The sequence below is a fragment of the Bacillus sp. SRL337 genome, assembly GCF_984799155.1.
Window position 1 is genome coordinate 3,477,349 of record NZ_OZ481793.1, and the last position, 12,909, is coordinate 3,490,257.

At 42.3% G+C, this 12,909-nt stretch carries 13 protein-coding genes, 1 pseudogene and 1 other annotated feature; of the genes and pseudogenes, 3 read left to right on the forward strand and 11 right to left on the reverse strand.

Going from position 1 to position 12,909, the window contains the following annotated elements; genetic code table 11:
• Positions 1–46: 46 nt before the first annotated feature.
• The gene (locus AC4E8A_RS17650) at positions 47–808 is read right to left on the reverse strand and encodes a TrmH family RNA methyltransferase (protein WP_490194889.1); all 762 of its coding nucleotides are present in this window, start codon (positions 806–808) and stop codon (positions 47–49) included.
• A gap of 152 nt (positions 809–960) precedes the next feature.
• On the opposite strand from AC4E8A_RS17650, the gene sspI reads away from it, so the two are divergent.
• A complete protein-coding gene (sspI, locus tag AC4E8A_RS17655; protein ID WP_490194891.1) occupies positions 961–1,170 on the forward strand; it encodes a small acid-soluble spore protein SspI in 210 nt (69 codons plus the stop codon).
• A gap of 696 nt (positions 1,171–1,866) precedes the next feature.
• Here the strand turns inward: sspI and AC4E8A_RS17660 are convergent.
• Positions 1,867–2,952, reverse strand: coding sequence for a M42 family metallopeptidase (locus tag AC4E8A_RS17660; RefSeq protein ID WP_490194893.1), 1,086 nt, complete (start codon positions 2,950–2,952; stop codon positions 1,867–1,869).
• Between the two features lie 127 nt (positions 2,953–3,079).
• Entirely contained in the window at positions 3,080–3,568 is a 489-nt protein-coding gene (locus AC4E8A_RS17665; RefSeq protein ID WP_490194894.1) for a dUTP diphosphatase, read from the reverse strand.
• 195 nt (positions 3,569–3,763) lie between these two features.
• Between AC4E8A_RS17665 and AC4E8A_RS17670 the strand changes: the two genes are divergently transcribed.
• Positions 3,764–4,165 (forward strand): sigma-w pathway protein ysdB, encoded by a 402-nt coding sequence (locus tag AC4E8A_RS17670; protein WP_490194896.1) that lies wholly within the window; start codon positions 3,764–3,766, stop codon positions 4,163–4,165.
• A gap of 13 nt (positions 4,166–4,178) precedes the next feature.
• Here the strand turns inward: AC4E8A_RS17670 and AC4E8A_RS17675 are convergent, their stop codons facing one another.
• The 5 genes from AC4E8A_RS17675 to infC all read right to left on the reverse strand — a co-directional run bounded on the left by AC4E8A_RS17675 (position 4,179) and on the right by infC (position 6,624).
• Positions 4,179–4,751 (reverse strand): TVP38/TMEM64 family protein, encoded by a 573-nt coding sequence (locus AC4E8A_RS17675; RefSeq protein WP_490194898.1) that lies wholly within the window; start codon positions 4,749–4,751, stop codon positions 4,179–4,181.
• 52 nt (positions 4,752–4,803) lie between these two features.
• Positions 4,804–5,103 (reverse strand): DUF1294 domain-containing protein, encoded by a 300-nt coding sequence (locus AC4E8A_RS17680; protein ID WP_490194900.1) that lies wholly within the window; start codon positions 5,101–5,103, stop codon positions 4,804–4,806.
• A 402-nt stretch (positions 5,104–5,505) separates the two neighbouring features.
• The gene (gene rplT / locus AC4E8A_RS17685; RefSeq protein ID WP_119548763.1) at positions 5,506–5,865 is read right to left on the reverse strand and encodes a 50S ribosomal protein L20; all 360 of its coding nucleotides are present in this window, start codon (positions 5,863–5,865) and stop codon (positions 5,506–5,508) included.
• 36 nt (positions 5,866–5,901) lie between these two features.
• Entirely contained in the window at positions 5,902–6,099 is a 198-nt protein-coding gene (gene rpmI, locus AC4E8A_RS17690; protein WP_119548762.1) for a 50S ribosomal protein L35, read from the reverse strand.
• A 21-nt stretch (positions 6,100–6,120) separates the two neighbouring features.
• Positions 6,121–6,624, reverse strand: a complete 504-nt coding sequence (infC, locus tag AC4E8A_RS17695) for a translation initiation factor IF-3 (RefSeq protein WP_113928485.1) — start codon at positions 6,622–6,624, stop codon at positions 6,121–6,123.
• A gap of 105 nt (positions 6,625–6,729) precedes the next feature.
• Positions 6,730–6,863: a sequence feature (ribosomal protein L20 leader region), on the reverse strand.
• Between the two features lie 191 nt (positions 6,864–7,054).
• Between infC and AC4E8A_RS17700 the strand changes: the two genes are divergently transcribed.
• Positions 7,055–7,540, forward strand: coding sequence for a YusW family protein (locus AC4E8A_RS17700; RefSeq protein WP_490194902.1), 486 nt, complete (start codon positions 7,055–7,057; stop codon positions 7,538–7,540).
• Between the two features lie 162 nt (positions 7,541–7,702).
• Here the strand turns inward: AC4E8A_RS17700 and AC4E8A_RS17705 are convergent.
• The 3 genes and pseudogenes from AC4E8A_RS17705 to AC4E8A_RS17715 all read right to left on the reverse strand — a co-directional run.
• A pseudogene (locus AC4E8A_RS17705) lies at positions 7,703–8,752 on the reverse strand (transposase); the annotation flags it as partial.
• A 468-nt stretch (positions 8,753–9,220) separates the two neighbouring features.
• Complete coding sequence (gene thrS / locus AC4E8A_RS17710; RefSeq protein ID WP_490194904.1) at positions 9,221–11,152, reverse strand: threonine--tRNA ligase; 1,932 nt, start codon at positions 11,150–11,152, stop codon at positions 9,221–9,223.
• A gap of 893 nt (positions 11,153–12,045) precedes the next feature.
• Positions 12,046–12,897, reverse strand: coding sequence for a putative sporulation protein YtxC (locus AC4E8A_RS17715; RefSeq protein ID WP_490198927.1), 852 nt, complete (start codon positions 12,895–12,897; stop codon positions 12,046–12,048).
• Between the last annotated feature and the right edge of the window lie 12 nt (positions 12,898–12,909).

Consider the following 12,909-nt stretch of genomic DNA (forward strand, 5'->3'; position numbering starts at 1 on the left):
TCTATTATAGAAAACATTGAGGCTGTTTTCAAACCTTTTCGTAAAATTAATGCGCCTTTTTTAAATGATACATTAAAATACCGGCTGCAATGGCGACATTCAAGGATTCGCTCTTACCATAAATCGGCACATAAAGGTTCTGATCAGTGGAATTTAATATGGCCTTTGAAACGCCATTTCCTTCATTTCCGAGAATCAGCGCAAATGATTCCGAACTGGATATTGTATTGTACTCAACACCATTTTCTAATGCTGTTCCGTACACAGGAATTCCTACAGCTTTCAGTTGCCCTATCCAGCTTGAGAGCTCCCCTTTGATGATCGGCAGGTGAAAGTGGCTTCCCTGTGCAGACCTCAGCACTTTGGGATTATAAAGATCAGCTGAACCCTCGCCAAGGATGATATGATTGATTCCTGCAGCATCTGCCGTCCGGATGATGGTCCCTAGATTTCCGGGATCCTGCACTTCATCCAGCAGCAGAAATGTCTTGCCCTTGAGGTCAAGGTTTCCCTCTTCTTGTTGATGACAAACAGCGAATACCCCCTGACTTGATTCCGTTGCAGAGACTGCTTTTGCTGCATCTTCTGAGAGGGTAGTAATCCAGACATCATCCATATTCCAGGCGGAAGGGAGATCTACACCTTCTTTTATAAGGACTTCTTTGACAATCCCTTTATATTTCAGGGCTTCTTCAACAAGATGAAAGCCTTCAACCATATATGTACCTGAGCGTTCCCGCTCTTTTTTCGTATGAAGTTTTTTCCATTGTTTCACTTGCGGATTTTTTGCAGATTGGACGTATTTCACAGTTTAATCTCCTTGTGAACGATTTAGCAGCCTTTGTTCGTTATATGCCGCTTTCGAATTTACATTATACATCAGATTATATACATAATAAACGCTCAGTGAGGAGAAGATATCCTTGAAAACATTACTATCAGGGTAAAGGAGCGTTTTAAATGGGCTTAAACTTACGTAATGCGATTATCCATAATGTATCCGGAAACAATCAGGATCAGTTAAAGGACACCATCGTTGACGCGATTCAGGGCGGAGAAGAAAAAACACTTCCTGGTCTTGGCGTTTTGATGGAAGTATTCTGGAATAATGCAGATCAACAAGAGCAGAAGATGCTTTTGGAAACGATTGAAGAAGGCTTGAATAAATAGTGGATGCGGATGCTTACCGGGCATCCGTTTTTGATTTGAATATAATAAAATTTCCGCTCCAGGTGTACTATTCCGCGGGGCTCGCGGTGAACTATAAAGCGGAAGCGGCCGCTCAGCTCAGCACCGTACGAATTGGAGGGATCCCGTATGAGATAAAGGAATCACAACGAACAGAGTGAGTTGATGATGACTTATCGCAAGGAGGGAGACCGAAATCCGCTAGGTGTTGGCCGCTGTAGCTGGGTTGGCCACCTCAGCTTCACAAAAAGCGGAATGGCCCCGCTCAGCGGCGTACGAACTGGAAGGCTTTCGCATGAGATAAAGGAATCACGAAGAGCGTTAGCGATTCGATGATGGCTTATCGTAAGGAGGAAGACTGAAGTTCGATAGCCATTGGGGCCTTGTAGCTGGCTTCGCCTGCAGGGTCTCACCTGTCGAGATTCCGCAGGAACTCGTACACCTTCCGCTCCAATCTACCAAAAAATTAAATTCATCTCCCTCATGTTCACTTTCTGCTCACACAAACGCCTTAAAACCACCTTTCAAGTACATCACTTCAACCCCCTTCTCCCAGTTCTGCCTTGACTCCACTCTTCAAGTACATCAAAACCACTTTCGCCCTCCAAAATGGCCTTGAAATACACACAAACCTAACACAATCAAAAAGAGACCCCAAAAAGGAGTCTCCTTAACAAATCAATCAAATGTAATTTTAGCGACTGTATCTTTATCAAGACGCTTGATGACTTCAGTGATTAATTTAACGGCATTTTCATAATCATCACGGTGAAGCATCGCTGCATGTGAGTGAATGTAGCGAGTTGCGATTGTGATGGACAATGCCGGGACACCGTTAGCAGTCAAGTGGATGGCACCTGAATCTGTACCGCCCCCAGCGATGGCATCAAATTGATAAGGGATGTTGTTTTCATCAGCAATATCAGTTACGAAATCACGCAGTCCTTTGTGAGATACCATGGATGCATCATAAAGAATGATCTGCGGGCCTTCACCCATTTTGCTTTGTGCTTCTTTTTCAGAGATTCCAGGAGTATCCCCAGCAATACCAACATCGACACCAAAAGCAATGTCAGGGTTGATTTTTGCAGCAGAAGTTCTTGCTCCGCGAAGACCAACTTCTTCCTGGACTGTTCCAACACCATAAACGACGTTTGGATGATTTTCACCTTTCAATCCTTTTAGGACATCGATGGCAATCGCACAGCCGATTCGGTTATCCCACGCTTTAGCCAAAAGCATCTTTTCATTGTTCATTACAGTGAATTCAAAGTACGGAACAACCATATCGCCCGGCTTGACACCCCACTCTTGGGCTTCATCGCGGCTGGATGCACCGATATCGATGAACATATCCTTGATATCGACCGGCTTCTTGCGCGCTTCAGCAGGAAGGATATGTGGTGGTTTGGATCCGATAACACCTGTAATATCGCCCTTCTTCGTTACTATTGTCACACGCTGTGCCAGCATTACCTGTGACCACCAGCCGCCGACTGTTTGGAAGCGGAGGAATCCTTTGTCATCAATTTGCGTAATCATAAAGCCGACTTCATCAAGATGGCCAGCTATCATGATCTTCGGACCGTTTTCATCGCCGACTTTCTTAGCGATCAAGCTTCCTAAGTTATCGGTTGTAATTTCATCAGCGAAAGGTTCTATGTATTTCTTCATTACGTCTCTTGCTTCCCGTTCGTTACCGGGCACACCTTTAGCATCTGTCAAATCTTTCAGCATGCTGAGCGTTTCATCTAATTTCGCCATTATTTCGACCCCCTAATGATTTTATGTACCGCTAATAATCATATCAAATTATCAGAATTTATTCAAAAGATTAACATCGATTACTGAACGGTCTTGTTAGGGTTCCTCTTTCCCCAGTGGATATTCCTCAGTATCCTTCCTGCTGACGCTTGTAATTCACTTCATTTTTCTCTTTATAAGCTTGTACTACATCTTCGTGAGAAAAACCAAGGAGTTCGCCTAAATAGAAATACTGATGAACAAGCTGGTCATACTCGGTTACAGATCTCTTCACTTTCAGATCGTGGATGGAGTTGAATATTTCAATGAATTGCTTCGTAACATCTTCTTCATGGTAGCTTGCCTCTCTAAGCTCAAAATGCTTGATTCCAATATTTATTCCTAATGACAGAATGAAATGAACACCATCCACGAATTCTTCAAGGATTACCTTCTTTTCTGATGATGGCTTTTTGCTCCAAAATTTAAAGCACCTTGTCTCATTTGCCAGCTCGCCTACTTCTACGAGAAGGGCCAACACTTTCTCATTAAAGAGATCCGCTTCTTCCAAGCCATGCTCTTTTTCAATGTATGAATCGAGTTCTCTCTGCATTTCAAATAAATGGTTAATATTCATTCCTACAGCTCCCTTTCATTATTCCATCCTTTCTGTACCCTCATAAAATCATTGAATGGCAACGAATACTATAACACACTGCATCGTCCTCATAAAAAAGTTTCATTTTTTTCCTGAAAAAATGAAACTTTTTCAAGACTCGATCGTATAGAGGAACAGATGGATTATGCTTTGTAATTGTCTGGAGGTTGTTTTGTGCTGATATTGATAAGAATACTGATCTTTTTCCTTATTATTTACCTATTATACCGTGCGTTCAAATACATTGTGAATCCTAAACGCAAGCTGGAATTAGCGATGGAACAAAAGAAGTTCTACTTCCTGGACGATCAGGAAAATGTCCGAAAAAACTTTCTTGTCACTTATAAAGGAATACTCTTTCAAGGCGAAAAATACCTCGGAACAACCGACCAAGCCTTTGACGTCATCTCCATTTTTGTATGGGTTGAAAACTCCAGCTCGTTAAAAGGAATCAGCTTTGAAGACCTGAAATATGTGGAGACGGAAATCTTGGAAAGATACCCGAATGCTGCAATTGATTGGAAAAGCCCTTTGAAAGAATTCATAAACAAAAAGAAGAAGCCGGAAATGGATTGACCATTTTCGGCTTTTATGATGGCTGATGGAAAAATTCACGCCATTTGATGACCCTCACCTTTTCCCTCAATGTATAGAATAGAATGAACAGCCCCAGTAAAATCAGCATGATGATGCCTGGAGTAAACTCTGAGATGAATTCCCCAAATACAGTATAAAAGAATGCAAGCGGCAGATTGGCGAGGAAGGAGCTTTTCACGTAATCTCCAAGGGCTGGCTTTCTTTCCATAAGACAGACATTCAACAGTTGATAATGTACAAATGGGACAAGCCTCAGCACAGCAATCTGGCCCACAGTCAACTTGGCTCCATACCCAAACCATTTTTGCTTTAAGTTTAATAGTTTTTGATTCAAAGCCGGGAACATTTTTAAGATGAAGTAGGATCCGGCTGATAACAGCGTTAATCCAATAAGTGAGTAAATGGTTCCAAAAACACTTCCAAATAAGATTCCACCGATAATGCATACAAGAACAACCGGAATAAAGATAAACTGCCTTAGAATATGAAATAGAATAAATGCCAGGGGAGCCAGCCATCCGCTTGATTCAATGAAAGCAAATACAAAGGCATATCTCTCGTCCATGCTCCCACCTCGTTTCAACAGTTTACTACAGCATATACAATAGTACGAGCTGTTAGAACAAGGCTTTATTCTGTAAAATAATGAATGCCAGCCCGGCATATGTGATTAGTTCGATAAGGGATAAAGCAGGAAGCCCGTACTTAAAAGAAGAATGCTTCGTCTTGTGCCGGTATATTTTCATTCCTGCATAACAGCCGACCGCTCCCCCAAGGATGGCTGCCTTCCAGATCGAACTCTCTCTAATTCTATATTTATTCTGTCTAGCCCTGTTCTTGTCATTTACCATGATGATCAATCCCATTAGATTCACAGCAATAAAATAAGCAAGAAGAAATAGTAGTGGTGTGCTCATTATCAATGCCTCTTTTCATAGATTTGTATTCACCCTAAGTATAAAGCATCAAGTCCATGTAATGGTATCGAATACACTATTCTAGGAATATAGCGGGAACAATATGATTGTGATCACATTGGCACTATTCTTGAAGTTGTTGAGCGGAACGAAGGCTGTGCGATTTACGGTACACATCCAGCTCCCAACCATTAGCAGAACATAGGTCAGCTTCAACTCACTTCGTTCCTGGTATATCCTCCACCTCATGTGAAGAACCCAACCTGTATGGCGCTGAACGGCTGTTTACGCTTTATAGCTCACTGTCCGCCAGGCGTAGCTGTATAGCTGCAGCGGGTAATAACCATTCCTTTTAAAAGCAAAAAAGCCATCCTCCAAAGAGAATGGCTTAGGGCAGCAATATTACTTGTTGTTTTGAGATTTTGCAGCTTCTGCTAATTGAGCAAATGCTTTTTCGTCGTTAACAGCAAGATCAGCAAGCATCTTACGGTTCACTTCGATACCTGCAAGTTTAAGACCGTGCATCATGCGGCTGTAAGAAAGACCGTTCATGCGTGCAGCTGCATTGATACGAGTGATCCAAAGCTTACGGAAGTCGCGCTTTTTCTGGCGACGGTCACGGTAAGCATACATATAAGATTTCATAACCTGCTGGTTAGCTACTTTGTATAATGTATGTTTTGATCCGAAAAACCCTTTTGCTAATTTAAGAACTCTTTTGCGACGTCTGCGTGTTACTGTACCGCCTTTTACACGTGGCATATTATTTCCCTCCTAGTGTGGTAAATCTATTTCGATTTATAAGTTGTCAAGCATGTGACGAATGCGCTTGAAATCACCTGCAGAAACAACAGCGCCTTTACGTAGCTTACGCTTTTGCTTCGTAGATTTGTTAGCGAATAAATGGCTTGTATAAGCATGAGAGCGTTTTAATTTTCCAGAACCTGTCTTTTTAAAACGCTTAGCTGAGCCGCGGTGAGTTTTCATTTTTGGCATGTGAAATTCCTCCTCGATCCATTACTTTTCATTAATAGGTGCTAATACTAAGAACATACTGCGTCCTTCCATCTTTGGCTTCGATTCTACTGTAGAAAGATCTTTACATGCTTCAGAGAAACGATCCAGTACGCGTTGGCCGATTTCTTTATGAGTAATGGCACGGCCTTTAAAGCGGATAGAAGCTTTTACTTTGTCCCCTTTTTCAAGGAACTTGCGAGCATTGCGAAGCTTTGTGTTAAAATCATGTTCTTCGATACCAGGGCTCAGGCGAACCTCTTTCAAATTGATGATTTTCTGGTTTTTGCGAGCTTCTTTTTCTTTCTTCTGCTGCTCGAACTTATACTTACCATGGTCCATGATACGGCCCACCGGTGGTTTTGCATTCGGAGCAACCAATACAAGATCAAGATTCACACGTCCAGCGATTTCTAATGCTTCATTTTTGGATTTAATTCCAAGCTGCTCACCGTTTTGGTCAATCAAACGGATCTCACGAGCACGTATGCCTTCGTTAACGAACATGTCTTTGCTAATAGTCAGCCACCTCCAAGGTTTATTAAGAATACGAAGTTTGGGTCAAGATCAGCATAGAGCAAATAGCTGCAGGGCAGAATGCATATTGGTTTTAGCCATAAAAAAATGCCGGTGGCAAAAGCACACCCGCATTATAAGACGTAAACGTCATAAAGTACATTTCGTAAAACCTGCCAACTGCCTAGTGCGTCAATCAGGTGAGAAGCGGGTAGCTCCTTCTTTACCGCAAACTGTATTCAATTACCTTAGTTACTATATCATAATCAGTATTACACTGTCAAATGATCGCTTTCTTTTGCAACAAGAATTATCTTATCAAAAGTCTGCCCATAACGCAATAGCTTTCTTTTAAAAATGTTTAAAAAGTCTATTTTGAGGCTAAAGAATAGTAGCAGAAATTATTAAAGGAGTGTTTTTTGTGAAAAGATTATTCACCATCGGTACGGCACTTTCTTTAACACTCGTTTTGGGAGCATGTCAAGGGTCCGAGGAAGCGCAGAACCAAGAGGAGAATCAAGCGGAGAATAATGCTGTTGAAAATCAAAATGAAGACCAAACTCAAGCTGACAACGAAATTGCCTATGATTACTTTGGTTTAGAAGTGGATTATCCAGATCTGGATGAGGCTTATGCTGTTGAATATGAGAAACAAGGCGATGGCCAGGATGTTGATATTACAGATAAACTCACTGATAAAGAATACGATGCCGAAGATGACAGCTTGGCTTTTGGAGAAATCCAGCCGGCTTTCGATAAACTGGACTTTAATGAAGATACATCAGATGAAGAAGTTGCACAGCAGCTGGTTGATGCGTTTGGACTTAGAGAAGATTACAAGAAGATCGAGTTGGAAGTAGACTTCTCTGATGGAGGAGAAAAACAGTTCACAATTGAAAATTCCTAATCCATTTACATCGATAAAAAGGCCGCACCTGCAAAGGAGGGCACTGAAAATCTGCCGTTTTCTAAACTATAATTAATAAAGAAAAAGCCAACCCTTCTTCCTATACAAGGAAGAAGGGTTGGCTTTTTTCTTGGATATCCCGTATATGCTGCCCTTTTATTATCATATTAGTTTTAGGATCCTTTTAATTTTTACCGCAAATATTGCCATGGCACCTTGTAATTCCATGCCAATTAGACCCGAGGATTCTGCTACATCATACCCGTGTCTGTGTTTTAGTTCACTATTTTTCGCTTCAATTTTATATCGTTCCTTTGCCTTTTCCTTAAAATACTCGCATTCCTGGAACTTTGCCTGAGAGGAGTGCTGATCGGACTTTATAGTAACGGAATACGTCTTACTTTTGGCTCCTTCCTGGTAGCACCCTTCTCTCAGTGGGCATCTCTTACATTTATCCACGTCAAAATAATAGGTGTCTGCCTGGTTTTTGCCTACTTCTTTTTTACCTTGCCTAGCTTTCCGTATAGTCATATGTCCTGCCTTGCAGACAAACATACCCGCGTCCTTATTGAACTCGAATTCGTCTTCTTTTTTTCGAGACCCCTGAGTGATTAGAGGATTCAATTTTGAAACCAGTTTGATTTCATTTCCTTCGCTATATTCAATGTTATCTTTTTCCCAATAGACCGTTATCCCCAATAATCGCCTTAACTTCCATGCCCGCACTTTTACTTTTTTCAATGAGTGTCTGAAGTTCTTTTCCGTCACTATTTTCTCCGGTGGTAATGGTTGCGGCGGTAATTATACGCTCTTCACTCATCGCAAGATGGGTTTTGTAGCCAAAGAAGGAGGAGTCAGCTGTCTTGTGTCCTACTTTGGCATCCTGATCATTCATGTACTGGAGCTGCTCAATATCATCGGCTACCGTTTCTTTCAGGAGATTTAGCTGCTCCTTTACTTTTGGGTATTCTAAAAGGGTCTCTTCCTTTTCTATCATCTCAATGAGCTTTTGTGAGTAGGCGATCTCATCTTCCAGCACATCACTTGTGGGTTTCAAAGGGAATTTGTCTTTCATATTTTCGTTTATCTTATAATCGATTTCCTAAGATTCTTCGATCGCTCCACAAGAATTTCTTTTGGTTTCATTTGATTATACCGCGCCTTGGTATGGGTCGCATCCACAATACTGGACTTACTTTTTACGATTTTAATGTTCTTTTTTCTCAACATTGATTGGAGTGGAAGGTGCGCGACCTCCTGCGGGACTAGCGGGACAGGTGAGACCCCGCAAGGCGAAGCCGAGGAGGCTCAACGCCCGCCCCGCGGAGTCGCGTACCTGGAACGGAAATCAACATTTTTTCGTAAGGCTGTTTTCGCATATATTGTTGCTTTCTGAAAAATCCCAAGTGCCGGATTTTCCCCCCTGTATTCATAGGGTTTTACTCTCGAAAAAGAACGGGCAGCTCTTTTCTTTCCTGCTCACCGCGGTTTTGACGACGATTTACCAGGATATTAGTTGAAATTTATATTGAATAGCAACAAAGTTTACGAAAAGAGCCTTTCGTAAAACATGAAGTGAAAAAGGCAGAATCGCTCTTTGAAGTGAGCGATTCTGCCTTTTAGAACTTTATTGGACTTTTTCAGTGCCCTCCTGCAAAGGTACGGCCTTTCTTATGTTTATTATCGATTGACTTCTTCTGTCACTTTTTGAATGAAATCAGAGAGTGGGACTGTTTCAGATTTTTGCTCGCCATATTTCCGAACGTTGACGGCTTCTTCTGTAATTTCATTGTCACCCACTACAAGCATGTATGGTATCTTGCTCATTTGTGCTTCGCGGATCTTGTAGCCGATTTTTTCATCGCGGCTGTCAAGTTCAACACGCAGTCCCTGTGCTTGCAGCTCTTCCTGGACTTTTTTCGCATAATCGAAGTGTACATCCGGGGAAACAGGAATCACCTGAACCTGAACAGGAGCAAGCCAAGTCGGAAAAGCTCCTTTATATTCTTCAATCAGGAATGCGACAAATCGTTCCATTGTCGATACTACTCCACGGTGAATAACGACTGGACGATGATGCTTACCATCTTCCCCGATATATGTTAAGTCAAAGCGCTCAGGAAGCAAGAAGTCAAGCTGTACAGTGGAAAGTGTCTCTTCCTTGCCCAACGCTGTTTTCACTTGAACATCCAATTTAGGGCCATAGAAAGCGGCTTCCCCTTCTGCTTCGAAGTAATCGATTTCCATTTCATCCATTGCTTCTTTCAACATTGCCTGTGCTCTTTCCCACATCTCATCATCATCAAAATACTTTTCAGTATCCTGGGGATCACGGTAGGAAAGCCTGAAGGAATAATCGTTGAGATCAAAGTCCTTATAAACCTCAAGAACCAGACGGACTACACGTTTGAACTCTTCCTTAATCTGATCAGGACGGACAAAAAGGTGGGCATCGTTCAGAGTCATCCCTCTTACACGCTGCAATCCTGAAAGTGCACCTGACATTTCGTAGCGGTGCATTGTGCCGAGTTCCGCGATACGGATCGGCAGTTCACGATAGCTGTGAATGCTGTTTTTGTAAATCATCATATGATGCGGGCAGTTCATCGGGCGAAGAACCAATTGTTCGTTATCCATATCCATGACAGGGAACATGTTCTCCTGGTAATGATCCCAGTGTCCGCTTGTTTTATAAAGATCGACACTTCCCATTACCGGAGTGTAAACATGGTCATAACCAAGTTTTTCTTCTTTATCAACGATATAGCGCTCGATGATGCGGCGGATTGTCGCCCCTTTTGGGAGCCACATTGGAAGGCCTTGTCCGACTTTTTGGGAATTCATGAATAAGTTCAGTTCTTTTCCGATTTTACGGTGGTCGCGTTCCTTTGCTTCTTCAAGCAGGCGCAAGTGCTCTTTTAAATCTTCTTTTTTGAAGAAAGCAGTGCCATATATACGCTGCAGCATTTTGTTATCGCTGTTTCCGCGCCAGTAAGCCCCTGCCACACTCAGCAGTTTGAATTCTTTGATTTTGCCTGTTGATGGTACATGGATTCCGCGGCATAGATCAAAAAAGTCACCTTGCTCATAGATGGAAACCTGCTCGCCTTCAGGAATTGCCTCGAGAAGCTCAAGCTTATATTCATCCCCGATGTCTTCGTACATTTTCTGAGCTTCATCACGGCTGACATCTTTTCTGACAACCTCAATGTTTGATTCAGAAATCTTTTTCATCTCTTTTTCAATTTTAGGCAGGTCCTCGGATGTGATACTGTGTTCCGAATCGATATCATAGTAGAAGCCGCCTTCGATGACAGGACCGATGGCAAGTTTTGCATCCGGATACAATCTTTTCACTGCCTGCGCCATCAAGTGTGCTGTACTGTGGCGCAGCACTTCAAGAGCATCATCATGATCAGGTGTAACGATTTCAATCGGTCCATCCTCTTTAATCGGTGTTCTTAGATCGATCAAGTTTCCGTTGATTTTTCCTGCCAATGCTTTTTTCTTCAAACCTGAGCTGATGGATGAAGCAATTTCTTCAGTTGTCGTTCCTTGAGGAAACTCCTTTACTGCTCCATCAGGAAAAGTAATTTTTAATGACTCTGACATAGTGATGTTCCTCCTATTTTTTATGGTTAGTGTCCGCGGGGATTATAAACATTTTTAGAAAAATAAAAAAACCCCGTCTCTTCAATAAATGAAGGGACGAGGTTTTGTCATAATAATCTCGTGGTTCCACCCAACTTCTCATTTGTTTCATAAAATGCTTTATGAGTACAAATGACTCCGGATCATATAACGGCTGCTGCCGTCAACCAATACTGACGAACGATAAGCGGCGAATTTCTGCGTCGACTTCGCTCGTTCGGATCCTCACGTATTAAGATACGCTCCGGTCCTCTCTCCCTCTTCTCCTTGAACTTCTTGCTTCTCGTTCGTCAGGGGAGGAGAGATCGCGGCGAATTTCTGCGTCGATTTCGCTCGTTCGGATCCTCACGTATTAAGATACGCTCCGGTCCTCTCTCCCTCTTCTCCTTGAACTTCTTGCTTCTCGTTCGTCAGGGGAGGAGAGATCGCGGCGAATTTCTGCGTCGACTTCGCTCGTTCGGATCCTCACGTATTAAGATACGCTCCGGTCCTCTCTCCCTCTTCTCCTTGAACTTCTTGCTTCTCGTTCGTCAGGGGAGGAGAGATCGCGGCGAATTTCTGCGTCGACTTCGCTCGTTCGGATCCTCACGTATTAAGATACGCTTCGGTCCTCTTTCCCTCTTCTCCTTGAACTTCTTGCTTCTTGTTCGTCAGGGGAGGGGCGTTCGTTTTCCTGGTTGAAGTTCAGAGGCGGTAAGTATTTCAATCGTGTTGGGAAGTTCCAGCCGATGCTTCCCTCTCTGTGAACCGTTATGGAATACTGTTGTCCTCATCATAACCTTGATATATGAAGTTAATATGTAGGTTATTATAGTCGGTTAGATGAGGAAAATCAAGCGTCTCGCTGTAAAATGTTATTCGTTTGCAGCATCCGGAATGGCTGATAGGACCTTTCCCGGGAATGCTGACAGCGGCAGGATTCTGACCCGCTCTTCGAATATGTTCTGTATAGTCCGGATTAATTTTAATTCAGGTTCACTGCAATATACATTGATAAGCTTCGGGGCCATTGACAGCAAAGGGGCAATGGTATATGAATCCACATAGACCGGATGGTTTGTCAAAAGCCGTTTATCCACCACACTGAACAAATCATTTCGTGTCATTTCCTTTAAGTCTGCATTGAAAAACAGCAAGTCTGTCCTTGAAAAGTATAAATGAATACTTTCTTGCTGATTATTCTTACTGGCCAGATAATCCCTCAGCATTTGAACGAACATCTGGTAGTCCTGCTCCAGCTTGTATTCATCTATAGCCTTTTCCACATACAAAATCATTCGTTCATAAAGACCTTTCAGCCGAAACTTTACAAAGGAATCAAAATGAACAGGCTCGTCGTTCTGTAGTAAAGATACCAGGTTTTCATTGAGGAATGCCGTTTCATCCCATTCATTCAGCAAGCTGATCAATTCATCCCTATCACCAGAAAGCATCTCGCCAACAATGGTCAGTATCTGTTCCTGTTCATGGAAGTCTTTATAAAAGTAGTATTCTGATAAAGCATAGGCAGCCCATTCCAACCGCTTGATATTCATAATGAACCTAAACAGCCCATCTAAGATGACTTGTTTATTATCCTGGTTTTTGATTGTTACAATATATTGCAGTTGATTCTGAAAAAGAGTTTCATGCACCAGAGTGGTACACGACTCTTTTTCTAAGAAATTTTGGAGATTCTTTGCGTCTCCTTTTTGTTTGAAAATCATTTCAAACAAATC